General features: G+C 36.2%; 15 protein-coding genes. 4 read left to right on the forward strand and 11 right to left on the reverse strand.

All coding sequences use genetic code 11. From position 1 onward, the window contains the following. Nucleotides 1-8 precede the first annotated feature (8 nt). From AB9K26_RS11120 to AB9K26_RS11130, 3 genes are read right to left on the reverse strand one after another with little or no spacing between them, the layout of a single operon-like run. Nucleotides 9-170 (reverse strand): hypothetical protein, encoded by a 162-nt coding sequence (locus AB9K26_RS11120; protein WP_369972629.1) that lies wholly within the window; start codon nucleotides 168-170, stop codon nucleotides 9-11. A 10-nt stretch (nucleotides 171-180) separates the two neighbouring features. Then, entirely contained in the window at nucleotides 181-366 is a 186-nt protein-coding gene (locus tag AB9K26_RS11125) for a hypothetical protein (RefSeq protein ID WP_369972630.1), read from the reverse strand. A gap of 11 nt (nucleotides 367-377) precedes the next feature. Beyond that, the gene (locus tag AB9K26_RS11130; RefSeq protein ID WP_369972631.1) at nucleotides 378-1,163 is read right to left on the reverse strand and encodes a TerB family tellurite resistance protein; all 786 of its coding nucleotides are present in this window, start codon (nucleotides 1,161-1,163) and stop codon (nucleotides 378-380) included. 191 nt (nucleotides 1,164-1,354) lie between these two features. Here AB9K26_RS11130 and AB9K26_RS11135 point away from each other — a divergent pair, with 191 nt between their 5' ends. The 3 genes from AB9K26_RS11135 to AB9K26_RS11145 all read left to right on the forward strand — a co-directional run bounded on the left by AB9K26_RS11135 (nucleotide 1,355) and on the right by AB9K26_RS11145 (nucleotide 3,251). Next, nucleotides 1,355-1,765, forward strand: a complete 411-nt coding sequence (locus AB9K26_RS11135; protein WP_369972632.1) for a BrxA/BrxB family bacilliredoxin — start codon at nucleotides 1,355-1,357, stop codon at nucleotides 1,763-1,765. 86 nt (nucleotides 1,766-1,851) lie between these two features. Then, nucleotides 1,852-2,586, forward strand: coding sequence for a lysophospholipid acyltransferase family protein (locus tag AB9K26_RS11140; protein ID WP_369972633.1), 735 nt, complete (start codon nucleotides 1,852-1,854; stop codon nucleotides 2,584-2,586). 5 nt (nucleotides 2,587-2,591) lie between these two features. After that, nucleotides 2,592-3,251, forward strand: a complete 660-nt coding sequence (locus tag AB9K26_RS11145) for an HD domain-containing protein (RefSeq protein ID WP_369972634.1) — start codon at nucleotides 2,592-2,594, stop codon at nucleotides 3,249-3,251. Here the strand turns inward: AB9K26_RS11145 and AB9K26_RS11150 are convergent, their stop codons facing one another. Beyond that, nucleotides 3,252-4,124: an AraC family transcriptional regulator gene (locus AB9K26_RS11150; protein WP_369972635.1), complete on the reverse strand. Its 873-nt coding sequence runs from the start codon at nucleotides 4,122-4,124 to the stop codon at nucleotides 3,252-3,254. Between the two features lie 201 nt (nucleotides 4,125-4,325). Here AB9K26_RS11150 and AB9K26_RS11155 point away from each other — a divergent pair, with 201 nt between their 5' ends. Next, entirely contained in the window at nucleotides 4,326-4,907 is a 582-nt protein-coding gene (locus AB9K26_RS11155) for a hypothetical protein (RefSeq protein ID WP_369972636.1), read from the forward strand. A 75-nt stretch (nucleotides 4,908-4,982) separates the two neighbouring features. Here AB9K26_RS11155 and AB9K26_RS11160 read toward each other — a convergent pair whose 3' ends face one another. The 7 genes from AB9K26_RS11160 to hemH all read right to left on the reverse strand — a co-directional run bounded on the left by AB9K26_RS11160 (nucleotide 4,983) and on the right by hemH (nucleotide 14,585). Continuing rightward, a complete protein-coding gene (locus AB9K26_RS11160) occupies nucleotides 4,983-6,059 on the reverse strand; it encodes a PA0069 family radical SAM protein (RefSeq protein WP_369972637.1) in 1,077 nt (358 codons plus the stop codon). A 142-nt stretch (nucleotides 6,060-6,201) separates the two neighbouring features. Continuing rightward, nucleotides 6,202-6,984 carry an enoyl-CoA hydratase/isomerase family protein gene (locus AB9K26_RS11165; protein ID WP_369972638.1) on the reverse strand — a complete coding sequence of 261 codons (783 nt, stop codon included), beginning with the start codon at nucleotides 6,982-6,984 and terminating at the stop codon, nucleotides 6,202-6,204. A gap of 14 nt (nucleotides 6,985-6,998) precedes the next feature. Next, nucleotides 6,999-8,453, reverse strand: a complete 1,455-nt coding sequence (locus AB9K26_RS11170; RefSeq protein ID WP_369972639.1) for a PAS domain-containing sensor histidine kinase — start codon at nucleotides 8,451-8,453, stop codon at nucleotides 6,999-7,001. A gap of 64 nt (nucleotides 8,454-8,517) precedes the next feature. After that, nucleotides 8,518-9,066 carry a CopD family protein gene (locus tag AB9K26_RS11175; RefSeq protein WP_369972640.1) on the reverse strand — a complete coding sequence of 183 codons (549 nt, stop codon included), beginning with the start codon at nucleotides 9,064-9,066 and terminating at the stop codon, nucleotides 8,518-8,520. Next, nucleotides 9,066-12,155, reverse strand: coding sequence for a glycosyl hydrolase (locus tag AB9K26_RS11180; RefSeq protein ID WP_369972641.1), 3,090 nt, complete (start codon nucleotides 12,153-12,155; stop codon nucleotides 9,066-9,068). The genes AB9K26_RS11175 and AB9K26_RS11180 overlap by 1 nt, the downstream gene beginning before the upstream one ends. 46 nt (nucleotides 12,156-12,201) lie before the next feature. Continuing rightward, a complete protein-coding gene (locus tag AB9K26_RS11185) occupies nucleotides 12,202-13,554 on the reverse strand; it encodes an MATE family efflux transporter (protein WP_369972642.1) in 1,353 nt (450 codons plus the stop codon). Continuing rightward, nucleotides 13,554-14,585, reverse strand: a complete 1,032-nt coding sequence (gene hemH, locus AB9K26_RS11190; protein WP_369972643.1) for a ferrochelatase — start codon at nucleotides 14,583-14,585, stop codon at nucleotides 13,554-13,556. Before hemH ends, AB9K26_RS11185 begins: the two co-directional genes overlap by 1 nt.

Here is a 14,585-nt window from a genome sequence, read left to right on the forward strand (position 1 = left end):
ACATGCTTTTACTTATTAATGGTCTTGTTGTTAATGGCATCCATTCTACTCACACGGCCAATAGCTTCACTTGGAGGAATGGGCTGGGTGAGTTCTTTATATTCAGCAATGGATTTTTCTGTTTTTAAAATCTCTGCCTCTATGGCTTGTTTTATTTTTTCTTTATCCATTCTATTGAGGCTATTCTTTTTTCGAATCCGATTTTAAGCTTTTATCTACATACTCAATCCCTTGCTTTTCGAACGAGCTTGGATGCTCCAGAACACCTAGATTAGAATCGGGATTATCATTGGTATTAACGCTAAGCTTGATAATAACCAAAGCCGCAAAAATGATAACAATAAAACCTAAAATCCAATAGAGCATAATTGTAAGTATTAAAATCTGCGTTCCTTTTGAAGTTGTTCGTAAGCCATTTGCACTTGCCTAAATTTTTCCTCTGCACCTTCTTGATGTTCCTTTCCTAAGTGGCCAACACGATCAGGATGGTATTTTTTAGCCATTCTTCTGTAGGCTTTTTTAATCTCTTCTACAGAAGCAGATTTATCAATTTCCAATATTTTGTAAGCATTGTCACTACTATTGTAGAACATAGCTTTGATACTGTTATAATCTTTTGAACTAATGCCTAAGTAACCTGCAATCGTATAAATCTGTCGCACTTCTATTTCAGTAACCGTACCATCAGCCTTAGCAATCCCAAACAAAAAATGTAATAGCTGTAAACGCGAGGCGTGATCCATCATTTGCTTAATCTGAAGACAAACTTGACGTGTCGGAATGTCTTGTTGGTTGATGTTCTTAAACAAACGAAACGCATGATTGGCACGTTCTTTACCGTACATACTCACAAACTGCTGACGCACATAGTCTAACTCTCTTTGGTCGCTATTACCATCTGATTTGATGACTACAGAAGCCAAGACCAATAAGCTTACCTCAAAGTCTCCTGAATGTGTCTTAGGTCTTGATGACCTTTCATAATTAGGCATTTTTCGATAAGTACCTCTACCTTGTCTTCGGTTGTTATTTCCTTCGCCCAACAAAAACCCTTCTTGTGAAGAACTATCTATCAAGCTTCCTATCGCAACTCCAATGATTGCACCTATTGGTCCTCCAAAAGACCAACCTATGGCACCACCAATCCATTTTGCAAATCCCATGTAAAAATGTATTGAATTAAGATTTCAAATATACTAAAGGTTAGTAGTATTTATATCGAAATTGTTACTTAAAATCCCAATTGAAAAGACTAATGGCAGTATTCAAATAGCTAACTAAAAAAGAAATCGAAGCATATATTTTTACGTATCTTTGTACCCAATTTAAACTTTAATTAGAAAAACAAAATTATATGTATCCAGCAGAATTAGTTAAACCAATGCGCGAAGATTTAACCAGAGTTGGTTTTGAAGAACTGCACACTTCAGAAGCTGTTGAGACAGCTTTGGCAAAAGAAGGAACAACATTGGTTGTTGTCAATTCGGTTTGTGGTTGTGCCGCAGCAAATGCACGTCCTGGAGCTCGAATGAGTTTACAAAACGCAAAGCGTCCAGATCATATTGTTACCGTTTTTGCAGGTGTTGATAGAGAAGCTGTTGACACAGCTAGAGCGCATATGGTGCCATTTCCTCCAAGTTCGCCAAGTATGGCGTTATTCAAAGATGGAGAATTGGTTCACATGTTAGAGCGTCACCATATTGAAGGTCGTCCAGCAGAATTGATTGCTGAAAACTTAATGGATGCTTACAACGAGCATTGTTAAGAACTTAAAAAATTAAATTCCCTTAAGCCACGATTTAGCCATCGTGGTTTTTTTGTGTATTCTTGTCATTGAATTACTTTTGTGACATGAGAAAACTACTGGCATATCCTCTTACTGTACTTTATTTCTTATTCTTTGGGTTAACGCTTGTAGTGTTTCATCCGATTCAGTGGATTTGCTTCAATTTGTTTGGTTACCAAGCCCATAAAATAAGTGTCGATTACTTGCAATTTGCTATAATGCGATGTCTTAATGTCTTAGGAACTCGTTTTTCCTGGAACAACACTTACAAGATTCCAAAAGACAGACCCTTGCTTATTGTTTCCAACCATCAGAGCATGTATGACATTCCACCTATTATTTGGTACTTGAGACAACATCATGTAAAATTCGTCAGTAAAAAGGAACTTGGAAAAGGCATTCCAAGTGTGTCCTATAATTTGAGGCATGGAGGTTCTGTGTTAATCGATAGAAGAAATCCAAAACAAGCCTTGCCAGCCATGAAGGCATTTGGCGAATATATTGAAAACACAAAACGTGCGGCTGTGATTTTTCCTGAAGGCACCAGAAGTAAGGATGGACAGCTCAAGCCTTTTAAAACCAAAGGCCTCGAGTTATTATTTGAAGTCGTTCCATCGGCTATAATCGTTCCTATAACCATCAATAACTCATGGAAAATGTTACGCTATGGTAAATTTCCTATGGGAATTGGAAACCACATCAAATTTACAGTACATCAGCCTGTAGATCTTCAAACGGTTGAGGACCACAAATCATTTATTAAACAACTGGAAGAAACAATTGAAAGTAGTTTGGTTTAACAATCATGAACGAATTAGAGCAGAAACATATCAAATTAACAAAAGCATTTGTAAAGCAGACACTTGAAACTGCTGAAGGTGGTCATGATTGGTTTCATATAGAACGTGTATACCATAATGCCTTAAAAATTGCTGAAAAGGAACCTGTCGACCTATATATCGTGGCACTAGCAGCACTACTTCATGATATTGCCGACAGTAAGTTTCATGATGGTAATGAAGCTGTTGGTCCGCAAAAGGCACGTGAGTTTCTGTTCGGAATAAATATCGATTCAGTAGCAATTGAGCACGTTGTCAAGATTATTGAAAACATCTCTTTTAAAGGTGGTAATGAACCTCAGCAATTCCATTCAAAAGAATTGGAGGTCGTTCAAGATGCTGATCGATTAGATGCTTTAGGTGCTATTGGTATTGCACGTACGTTCAATTATGGAGGCTTCAAAAACCATAAATTATACGATCCTGAAATTCCTCCAAAACTAAACATGTCAAAAGAAGAATACAAGGCTTCTAAAGCGCCTACCATCAATCATTTTTATGAAAAGTTACTCCTTTTAAAAGATCGTATGAATACAAAAGCAGGACAGCAAATGGCTTTAGATCGGCATCGTTATATGGAAGGGTTTTTGAATCGTTTTTATGCCGAATGGGAAGGAAAACTATAATTATTGGTGTACTAACTTAAGTTCCTTTCTGTACTTTGAAGCACTTTTACCTGTAATTTCGCTAAACACTTTATTGAAGTGGGAAAAATTATTGAAACCACATTCAAAACTCACGTCTGAAATACTCATCTGACTTTCATACAATAATTTCGTAGCATGCACAACACGATATTCATTGACCAATCTTGTAAACGTTTTTCCTGTAATTTTTTTAAAGTATCTACAAAACGCTGGAACCGTCATACTCACTTTATCTGCAATTTCCTCTAAGGGAATAGTTCTTTGGAAATTGCTGTTAACATGCTTAAAAATGATATCAACCTTTGCATTATCCTGTGGCTCGGCTTCAAAAACAAATCCGTCAGCATTTAAAATGGTATAATCCTTAGATTTTGCCAATCCATGAAGCACCTCAAGTAGGACTAATATTTTTTTAAAACCTTCCTTTTTAGGCAACTTTTCTATTTTAGCACCAATCTTTTGTTTGGTTTTTACACCAAATAGAATCCCACTTTTTGCACGTTCGAATAAATTATTGATGCCTTCCATTTCCGGAACATCAAAAAAATACTCTCCTAAAAATTCCTTACGAAACTGAATGATGGTTTCAGTACCATTCACAGTTAATCTATCGGTGAATCCGTTGTGAGGTAAATTAGAACCTATTAGCAATAACTGACTGTTATTGAAATAAGACAAATGGTTCCCTATATGGCGTTTCCCTTTCCCTTTATTAACATATACCAACTCGAGTTCTGGGTGAAAATGCCAAAACGGTTTTTTCTCACCAACATAAGCCTCATTCTTTATAATCTTTATAGAACTACCAAATTCAGGGCTTATTTTTTCTAATGTAGGTTTTCGGTTATTCATGAATCAATTTTTTACAAAAGTAATTGTAACAGAATTGATGATTGTATGTACAATTATCTCAAATATATGCTAAATTAACTTTATACGCCATTAATATCTTATACAGGGTTAAAATAATATATAAATCAGAAAATATACTTGTTTCTTACTGTTGAGATCACACATACATTTGTAGTATAAAATCATTAAACCCAAATTATGATGAAAACAATTAAAAAAATCATTTTAGTAGCAGCGGTGTTAGTTTCAACATTGGGCTACGCAGAAAAAGGTAAAGTGTTAAACACTAGAACTTATGCTAAAATTGCTGTTCTTGAATTTGAGAATGTTAAGAAAGGTCAACAGCTTTTTGTAAAGGATGCTCAAGATGGTATTATATATTCTGAAACAATCAATACGAATGGTACATTGTCTAAGACATTTGATCTAAAAGAGCTAAAAGATGGTAAATACACTTTAGAGTTGAACAAGGACTTTGAAATTATTATCAAACCTTTTGAAATCACTAACAATCAAGTTGTTTTTTTAACAAGTGAAGCTACAAAACAGTTTAAACCTTTGGTAGTTGCAGAAAACAATCAGTTACGAGTTTCAAAACTTAATTTGGATAACGATGCTGTAAAAATTGAGATTTTTTATGATGGTGACATGATTTATTCTGAAACTGTCAATAATGAAACCATTGTTAATAGAGTGTATCAATTATCTAAATTGGAAACTGGTAAATATCATACTGTTGTTAAAGCTAAGGATAGAAGTTATATCAATCACTTTGAGATTTAATCCCAATTCGCAATCATAACGTCATAAAAAGGTTATTCTTTATAGAGTAACCTTTTTTGGTTTTGGTCATTATGTTCAAAAGAGTTTCAACTGACCATTTTTATAAGCTTCATGTAAATCACAGTTAAGAGTAGGCATCACTTTACCCTTAAAATATTTTAGTCGAGCTAGATGAACCAAGTCATTAATTTGTTTTGCTATTTGCCCTTCTCCTCGCATTCTTGTTCCATACCTCGAATCGTTCAATGTGCCTCCATGACAATTCTTTATTTGGTTCAAAACTTTCTCAGCTCTATCAGGTAATGCCTTGTGAATCCAATCTGTGAAAAGCGCTCCGATTGCTCCATTTAATCTCACAATAGTATGAGCAATACTTAAGGCACCAGCTTCTGAAACTGCTTTGGCCAATGGTAAAATTTCATGGCTATTAATCGATGGAATAATCGGTGCTAACATGACATTTACAGGTATTCCCTTTTCACTTAATAAACGAACTGTTTCAATACGTTTTTTAATCGTTGCTGTTCTTGGTTCTAATATTTGGCGAGTTGTTTCCGATAAAGAGGTAATTGAAACATTAACACTTATTAGATCATCCTTGGCTAGTGCTTCAAGAATATCAAGATCTCTTACGATAAGTGCGTTTTTGGTAATAATGGAAACAGGGTGTTTGTACTTTAAAAACACCTTTAAACACTGTCGCGTAATTTCAAACTTTTTTTCAGCTGGTTGATAGCAATCCGTATTACCAGACATCACTATTGTATGCGCTTTCCAGGTTTTTCGTTTTATGAAGGCTTCGAGAAGTTGAGCTGCTTCTTTTTTTACAAGTATTCTACGCTCAAAATCCAAACCAGCACTAAAACCCCAATATTCATGGGAGTTCCTTGCATAACAATAGACACAACCATGTTCACAACCTTGGTACATATTCATGGAATATGCCAAACCAATATCTGGACTCTCGACTTTATTGACTATGGTTTTTGGAAATACTGGAAGATATTGCGTTTTGTTATTGTCAACTTCCTCATTTTCCTTGGCGCAAAATTCTAAAAAATCATCTCGCATTTCATGACTTAATTCAAAAAAACGATTGTGTACGTTTATTTGAGTGCCGCGACCTTTAATGATGTTTTTAGTGCTTTTCATTTATAAATTCTACTGAAGTGATGCTATCTAAAAGTATGAATTATTAAACAAAATAACTGTTAAAATGTAATAAGTAAATAAGAAAAAAAGCAACCCTTTAAGATTGCTTTTATTAAGTCATTAAGTTATAAGAAACTGTATCTTATTCTCCTGGAAAATCTGCTTTTCTTTTTTCCAGAAAGGCCGAAGTGCCCTCTTTAAAATCTTCAGTTCCAAAACTCGCTCCAAATTGCTCTATTTCAACTTGATAACCATTAACACCATCTTTGTAATTGGCATTTATGGCTTTGATAGCCGATTTAATTGCAACTGATGAATTTCGCATAATTTTAGAGGCAATTTTTTCAGTAAATGACATCAAATCCTCTTCAGAAGTCACATGATTTACCAAGCCATATTCCAATGCTTGGTTGGCATCAATCATTCCTGCGGTCATAATCATTTCCATAGCTCTTCCCTTTCCTACTAATTGCGGTAAACGTTGCGTACCTCCATAACCAGGAATCACTCCAAGCGACACTTCAGGTAATCCCATTTTGGCATTCGTACTTGCGATTCTAAAATGACAGGACATCGCCAATTCCAGACCTCCTCCAAGTGCAAAACCATTTACAGCTGCAATTACAGGAGTGGAAAGATTTTCAACAAAATCAAACAATAACTCTTGTCCTTTAGCCGCTAATTTTTGTCCGTTTTTAACATCAAAGTGAGCAAACTCACTAATATCTGCTCCTGCCACAAAGGCTTTCTCACCACTACCAGTTATAATAATGACCTTCGTATCAAAATCTGAATTCGCTTCTTCAAGAGCCTCATGTAATTCTTGAATGGTTGCTTTGTTGAGAGCATTCAGTTTCTTAGGTCTATTAATGGTAATCGTTGTAATGCCGTTTGAGGTTTCAGACAAGATATTTTCAAAAGTCATGATACAGTTTTGCTTTAGGTTTTTGGAAATAAAACAGTAAAGGTCGTTCCTTCTTCCTGTTGAGATGTAAAGGTAATATTTCCTTTATAAGTTTCCACAATATTTTTGACCATTGCCAATCCTAGCCCCATACCACTGGATTTTGTCGTGAATTTAGGTTCGAAAATTTTATCCTTGTTTTCTTCTGAAACACCTAAACCATTATCCTTAACCGTTAACTTAACCATGTGCTCTTCGGAAGTTAAGTTGACTTCAATTTTAGGGTTCTCCTTGTCGACAGGAATAGCTTGTATACTGTTTTTTACCAAATTCGTTATGACCCGTATCAACTGTGTACGATCAAAATTTGCGGTTATTTGATCATCATCTGTTGTGAACTCAATATAATCTTCACTAAAAATGTCTAGTGCTAATTTTACGATGCTACTTACATTGAGTGTTTCACTTTGTTGCGCTGGCATTTTAGCAAAATTGGAAAATGCCGAGGCAATGGAACTCATGGTATCGATCTGTTGAATAAGCGTTTTGCTATACTCATCCACTTTTTGGTGGATATTTGGATCTTCTGGATTGAACTTACGTTGGAAATTTTGCACGCTCAATCGCATTGGTGTCAACGGATTTTTAATTTCATGAGCGACTTGTTTGGCCATCTCTCGCCATGCTTGTTCCCTTTCACTTCTTGCCAACTGTACGGCACTCTCTTCCAATTCATCGATCATACTGTTGTAAGAATTGACCAAAGTGGAGATTTCTTCACTCGAAGATTGGATTTCAATTTTCTTGTTCTTCTTTTCCAGTCGCGTTTCATTAATCTTATCAGCAATTGTTTTAAGGGTTTTGGTAATGTATTTTGAAAGAAGTAATGCCAATAAAATTGCAATTAGCATCATAAATAAATAAGCATAAGCCAAGCGTTCCAGAAACTCGTTTAGCTCCTTATTTAGGAAATCATCATTTTCTAAATAAGGTAAGTTTAAAATGGCTAAAGGCTTCGATTTAGAGTCGTAAATATAAGTGTAGCTCGATTGGAAAGTTTCACCGTTCTTTTTGTTTTTAACAACAAAACGATGATCTGCCGAATTAGAAATCGTGTTAAGAACATCTACTCCTAAGGAACTTATATTGGGATCCTGCGAAAAACTTGCTTTGGATGTTTTCAGAAGGTGTCCTTGTAAATCATAGAGATTAATTTTTAAGCCATGGATTGCTGCAATTCTATAGATCTCGTCTTTAAAGATGAGTGGTACTTTTTCAGTTTCAACAGGATAAGTTGTTTCCTTTATAACATAATCAATATCACTAATAATGGCACGTTCCTTACGTTCAAGTCGTTCTTTGTGATAATCTCTTGCCTCTTCATTGTATTGATAAATAGTTACTGCAGCTATCAATATGGAAGCTATGAGCACTAGAAGTATCATAGCAAAAAAGATGCGAACACGTAAGGATAATTTATTAAGCTTCATTTAAAAATTTGTCGTCCGATAAATATAGCAATAATCAATCCAAAGTCTTTAGGCATGAGGAAATTTAAGCATCCGGATTTTTATCGCGAATACGTTTGTACATCTTGAATCCCAACATTAAAAGGACTCCGAGAACAAAAATTCCCACGACACCAAAAATCCAATTCATAGCACTTTTAAGAATCACCAAAAACACAACAGCAAACAAAATAAAGGTAGCGCCTTCATTCCATAATCGCATGAAATTGGATGTTTTCCTAACCTCATCGCGTTGAAGTTGTTTGTAATATTGATGCGTTTTTAAATGGTAAATGATAAGCAATACTACAAACGTTAGCTTTACATGCATCCAAGGCTGACTTAACCAAAAAGGTTGCAAAAGAATGAGCCAAATAGCAAAAACTGTTGCCAAAATTGCCGATGGCCATGTGATGATATTCCACAAACGTTTCGCCATAAGCTTTAACTGTTTTCCTAAAATCTCCTTATCTGGAGATAGCTTGTGAAATGCTTCAATTTGATAAACGAACAGTCTTGGTATATAGAAAAGTCCAGCAAACCAAGTCACAACAAAAATCAAATGCAAGGCTTTAATATAATTGTAGTACTCCATTAGTCTTCAACAAAAAGATAGTTTAAATTCTTGGCATTAAAATCAGCATTAAACTGTTTTATCTTTTCAGAAACTATAGCATTAAAAGCCTCCAACTGAGTATCAATCTTGCCTGTTAATTCATTTTTTACTGCAACATCTTGATCTGTTGGTGCAAAGTCACCGATACTTACCAAGGCGTTTAAATGTCCTAATTTATTGGTAAGCTTGATAGGAAAATTTAATGGATCTTGACCACTTCTGTTTTTGGTTTGATACAAAGCTTCTTCTATTTCAGTCAATTCTTCATTTAAGGTTTTAGCCTTATTACGTAAGTCTTCCAAATCTTTATTCCCTTTGTATTGTTCTTGAAATGCTTGTAGTTGACTTCTTATGTTTCTGATTTTTTTTATGGTTTTATGCGCTTTATCCATAGTTTTATTCACATCTGTAATAAAGTCGAATTGTTTTTTCATATCCTCTAAAGTGCTTTCAGCTCTTGGGTCGGCAATCACATTAAAGCTTTGGGAAAGAACATCACTGTTGATATTCAGATTCACTTTATAAACTCCTGGTATCGCTTGAGGTCCATCAAGACTTGCCCACCAAAGAATCATACCATCTAATTTTTCGGCACCATCATAGGTCATGTCCCAAATAAATTGATTCATACCCTCTTTAACTTCCAATTTATCTTTCTTTTTGTTTTTGTTTGAAAATGTTTTTATTGTGTCTCCTTTTGTATCAAAATAGGTTAACGACACTTCATCATTTTCTTTATTGTATTGCTTGATGTTGAAGAATGTCATCACACCATTTGGATGATTGGTCCCATCTGTTTTACTACCTTTTCTATAACTACCTCTCATTCTGTAAGTGTCCTTAGGCTTAAAAAGTTGATTCTGTTGGTTGTTTGCTTTGTTTAGTTGATGTAAAACCGTTAAGTCATCCATGATCCATAAGCTACGACCTTGTGTAGCCACAATCAAGTTGTCATTCTTAACGGCTAAATCTGTAATTGGAACAATAGGAAGGTTTAACTGAAAAGCTTGCCAATCCTCACCATCATTAAAAGACACATACATGCCTGTTTCAGTTCCTGCATACAACAATCCTTTTTGTTTAGGATCTTCACGAAGTACTCTTGTAAAATGCTCTTCAGGAATCCCATTTGTGATTTTTCTCCAAGTTTTGCCATAATCTGAAGTTTTATACAAATAAGGTTTGAAATCACCTGTTTTATATTTTGTTCCAGCAATGTAACAGGTTCCTGCATCAAAAGCACTTGGTTCAATACTGTTGATCATCATCCATTCAGGCATGCCTTTAGGTGTGACGTTTTCCCAAGTTTGTCCGCCATTTCTGGTGACATGAACCAATCCATCGTCACTTCCTACCCAAAGCAAGCCTTCAGTAATTGGCGATTCTTGAGCCGCAAAAATGGTACAGTAATATTCAACTGAAGTATTATCTTGTGTTATCGGTCCACCTGAAGATTTCAATTTCTCTGGGTCATTTCTAGTTAAGTCCGAACTTATAATTTCCCAAGATTGTCCTTCATTTTCTGTGACGTGAACATGTTGGGAAAAGGTATACAAACGATTCGGATTGTGCTTTGAAAATATAATTGGGAAATTCCATTGAAAGCGGTATTTCATCCCTTCAGCACCATGACCCATGGGATTATCTGGCCAAACATTAATCGCTCTAACCGTTCCTTTTTTATGATTCACACGAGTTAGAAATCCGTCATAACTTCCACCATATACAATGTCATTGTCTTCTGGATCGACAGCGATATGAGCCGATTCGCCACCAGCTGTAGACTCCCAATCGTCTTCAGATATGGATCGTCCATCTGTTCTGTGTGGAATTCTCACTGTAGAGTTATCTTGTTGAGCGGCATAAATTCTATATGGAAAATGATTGTCGGTGGTCACGCGATAAAATTGAGATGTTGGCTGGTTGTGATAAGTACTCCAGGTTTCACCGCCATCATAGGTTACTTGTGCGCCTCCATCGTCTCCTATAATCATACGATTTGGATCTTCAGGAGCAATCCATAAATCGTGATGATCTCCATGAGGTGCGTTATAGGTATTGAACGATTTGCCACCATCAGTACTTTTATGGTAGCGCACATTAAGAACATAAACAATCTCTTCGTCTTTCGAGTCTGCATAAACCCTTGTATAGTACCAGGCACGTTGACGAAGCTTGCGTTCACTATTGACCTGTTTCCATGTTTCGCCTCCATCATCACTTCGGTACAATCCACCATCGTCCTTATTTTCAACAATAGCCCAAATTCGTTGGTTATTTACAGGAGATACTGTTACGCCTATAATTCCAAGTGTACCTTCAGGAAACCCTTTATGATTTGATATTTGAGTCCATGTCTCTCCTTTATCTGTACTTTTCCAAAGCGCAGAACCTTCTCCTCCAGAACTCAAACTATATGGTGTACGTTGTACTCGCCATGTTGAAGCATACAAAATTCGTGGATTTGTAGGATCGATGATCAAATCGACGACACCTGCTTGATCATTTGCAAAGAGTGTTTTTCTCCAAGTCTTTCCACCATCAATGCTTTTATAAAGTCCACGATCTTGTGTTGGCTTGTATATATTTCCTAAAACCCCAGCATAAACCACGTTATGGTTTGTTGGGTCGACAGCAACTCTTGGCACATGTCTAGAGCTTTTCAATCCTGCAGAAACCCAAGTTTTTCCAGCATCTACACTTTTCCAAATGCCGTAACCTGAAGATACGTTGCCTCGAACCGTTTTTTCACCACCACCAACATAAATAACATTTGGGTCGCTTTTGGATACTGTAATGGCTCCTATACTTCCTCCAAAAAAACCATCTGAAATATTTTCCCAACTTCGTCCTCCATCCATAGTTTTCCAAATACCACCGCCAGTCGATCCAAAATAATACAGGTTTGGTTTGTCTGGAACACCTGTAACCGCAGCACTTCTTCCACCTCTAAAAGGACCTAGCAATCGATATTCTAATGCTGAAAATTGTGTTGAATCAAATGTCTGAGCTTCTATTTTAAAAGAAATTAGAGCTAAAAAACTCAAAAAGAATAAAGAGCTTCTCATAATGTATTGGCTTTATTTAGTAGTTAAAAATACTAATTATATCAGACTAATTACGATGAGCCAATAGTTTTAATTTAACCTCGCGATGCAAAAAAATAGCGGTAACTATCGTAGACAAAACATCTGCAACAGGAAATGACATCCAAACTCCGAGTTCTCCATAGAATTGAGGTAGGATGAAAATTAATGGAATAAAGAAAAAACCTTGTCTTGTCAAAGTGAGAAGCAGTGCTGGAATAGCTTTTCCAACAGCCTGAAAATAAGCTGCTCCAATAAGTTGTACAGCGATGATTGGTGTAGCAGCAAAGACCCAACGCATTGCGGAAGGCGTCTCGCGTAATACTTCTGGGTCTTTAGTAAAAAGTGTTGTTATGGTCTCAGGATATACCATCAGAATAATAAATACAATGGTTGCCAGAGCTGCAGCATATTTCAAGGCAGTTGCAATGGTTAAACGAACCCGTTCATAATGTCCTGCACCATAATTAAATCCGGCAATCGGTAAAAATCCTTGTGTAATACCAAAAACAGGAAATAAAGCGAACATGAGCATACGCCCTACAATAGCGTAGGCTGTTACGGAAGTTTCTCCGCCAAACTCAAATAAGATATTATTCATCAACAGATAGGTCACACTAACTACTGCTTGTCTAGATAAGGTAACAAAACCTAGAGAACCTATTTCCTTGATTATTGGTAGTCTTAATCTGAAATAACAATTGGTTAGCTTAAGTTCTGATTGTTTTGATAGAAAATACCAAAGAAGAAAGACAAAGCACAATACATACGATCCCGTTGAAGCCCAAGCTGCACCTGCCATTCCTAAGTCGAAACCTTTTATAAGTACATAATCTAAAATCAGGTTTCCAACGGAAGGAATCATCATCGCATACATGGCAAATTTTGGTTTGCCTTCAGCCCTAACAACTGTATTTCCCATCATACAGAGCGCCAAAAAAGGAATTCCGTAAAGTACGATGGTGTAATATATTTTTGCGGGTTCAAAAATAGCACCTTTACCTCCAAACATTGGAATAATGTCATCCACAAAAAGTAACCCAGGAATGACCAAAGACACCGTTAAAAGCAGCGTTAAAGTAATTTGATTTCCAAATGTTTGAAGCGCTTTAATCTCTTGATTTGCGCCTAAAGCACGTGAAATAATTGACGAACCTCCAACACCAATACTCATTCCTAAAGCAGCAATGAAAAAAGAAACCGGAAGTACTACATTGATAGCTGCAATGGCTACAGAGCCTATCCAATTTCCTACAAAAATGGTATCGACCAAGATGTTAAGTGACATGACCAAAATTCCAATAGATGCAGGAACGGCTTGTTTAATCAACAATTTCCCAATGGGCTGTGTTCCTAAATCTTTGGAAGATACTTTTGCCATTATGCGTTTACGGTTTCAGACTCAGCCCACTCTCTAATCCATTTCACTAGTATACCTACAAATTCCTGATCGTCATTCAAACAAGGAACTGTAGTAAATTCATTTCCTCCCATTTCATGAAAAATCTCTTGACCTTCCATAGCAATTTCCTCAAGAGTTTCAAGACAGTCACTAACAAAGGCTGGAGTAACAATAGCCATGTTTTTAACACCTTGTTTTCCTAAACGTTCTATGGTTCTGTCAGTATAGGGCTGTAACCAAGGATCAAAACCTAAACGTGACTGAAAAGATGAAGAATAGCTGCCTTCTTTAAGTCCTAATGACTGAGCTACTAGACGCGTAACTTCAAAACACTGATGTCTGTAACAAAACTCATGGGCTTTACTCTGTGTCACACAACAGCTACCATCTATTTTACAATGGGAATTGGTGACATCGCTTTTTCTAATATGACGCTCTGGAACACCGTGATAGGAAAACAACAAATGTTCATATTGTTTACCGTCAAGATGTTTTGCAATAGAATTGGAAAGGACTTTAATATAATCTGAATCATTGTAGAATGGTTTCAGATCTTGCATAATCATCTCAGGGAAATGTTCTTTTCGAATACGTTCGGCCAAAACCAAAATGGTCTCTGTAGTTGCCATAGCATACTGTGGATATAAGGGCATCAAAAACACCTCATCAACGCCTTGGTCTGAGAGTTCCTGTAAGCCTTTTTTTATGGTTAAACTGCCATATCGCATCGCTAAGGCAACTGGAAACTCAACTTGTTTTTGAATCTTATCCTGAAGCCTTTCAGATAATACTATAAGCGGTGAACCTTCATCCCACCAGATTTTTTGATAGGCCTCAGCTGATGCTTTAGGTCTTGTGTTTAAGATGATTCCTTTAACCAGCAAGGTTCTAGCCCAAAGAGGCACGTCAATGACACGTTCATCCATTAAGAATTCACCCAAATAACGTTTAACATCTTTAGGGTTTGGAGAATCTGGAGACCCCAAGTTTACGAGCAAAACACCTTTCAT

This window comes from Psychroserpens sp. XS_ASV72 (genome assembly GCF_041224425.1).
Taxonomy (GTDB): domain Bacteria; phylum Bacteroidota; class Bacteroidia; order Flavobacteriales; family Flavobacteriaceae; genus Psychroserpens.

What these genes read in the sequence shown, in the direction of transcription:
- AB9K26_RS11160 (WP_369972637.1), bottom strand. Translation starts at nt 6,059, where the DNA reads ATGAAAAGCACTAAAAACATCATTAAAGGTCGCGGCACTCAAATAAAC.
- AB9K26_RS11135 (WP_369972632.1), top strand. Translation starts at nt 1,355, where the DNA reads ATGTATCCAGCAGAATTAGTTAAACCAATGCGCGAAGATTTAACCAGA.
- AB9K26_RS11120 (WP_369972629.1), bottom strand. Translation starts at nt 170, where the DNA reads ATGGATAAAGAAAAAATAAAACAAGCCATAGAGGCAGAGATTTTAAAA.
- AB9K26_RS11180 (WP_369972641.1), bottom strand. Translation starts at nt 12,155, where the DNA reads ATGAGAAGCTCTTTATTCTTTTTGAGTTTTTTAGCTCTAATTTCTTTT.
- AB9K26_RS11145 (WP_369972634.1), top strand. Translation starts at nt 2,592, where the DNA reads ATGAACGAATTAGAGCAGAAACATATCAAATTAACAAAAGCATTTGTA.
- AB9K26_RS11150 (WP_369972635.1), bottom strand. Translation starts at nt 4,124, where the DNA reads ATGAATAACCGAAAACCTACATTAGAAAAAATAAGCCCTGAATTTGGT.
- AB9K26_RS11175 (WP_369972640.1), bottom strand. Translation starts at nt 9,066, where the DNA reads ATGGAGTACTACAATTATATTAAAGCCTTGCATTTGATTTTTGTTGTG.
- AB9K26_RS11165 (WP_369972638.1), bottom strand. Translation starts at nt 6,984, where the DNA reads ATGACTTTTGAAAATATCTTGTCTGAAACCTCAAACGGCATTACAACG.
- AB9K26_RS11130 (WP_369972631.1), bottom strand. Translation starts at nt 1,163, where the DNA reads ATGGGATTTGCAAAATGGATTGGTGGTGCCATAGGTTGGTCTTTTGGA.
- AB9K26_RS11185 (WP_369972642.1), bottom strand. Translation starts at nt 13,554, where the DNA reads ATGGCAAAAGTATCTTCCAAAGATTTAGGAACACAGCCCATTGGGAAA.
- AB9K26_RS11140 (WP_369972633.1), top strand. Translation starts at nt 1,852, where the DNA reads ATGAGAAAACTACTGGCATATCCTCTTACTGTACTTTATTTCTTATTC.
- AB9K26_RS11125 (WP_369972630.1), bottom strand. Translation starts at nt 366, where the DNA reads ATGCTCTATTGGATTTTAGGTTTTATTGTTATCATTTTTGCGGCTTTG.
- AB9K26_RS11155 (WP_369972636.1), top strand. Translation starts at nt 4,326, where the DNA reads ATGAAAACAATTAAAAAAATCATTTTAGTAGCAGCGGTGTTAGTTTCA.
- hemH (WP_369972643.1), bottom strand. Translation starts at nt 14,585, where the DNA reads ATGAAAGGTGTTTTGCTCGTAAACTTGGGGTCTCCAGATTCTCCAAAC.
- AB9K26_RS11170 (WP_369972639.1), bottom strand. Translation starts at nt 8,453, where the DNA reads ATGAAGCTTAATAAATTATCCTTACGTGTTCGCATCTTTTTTGCTATG.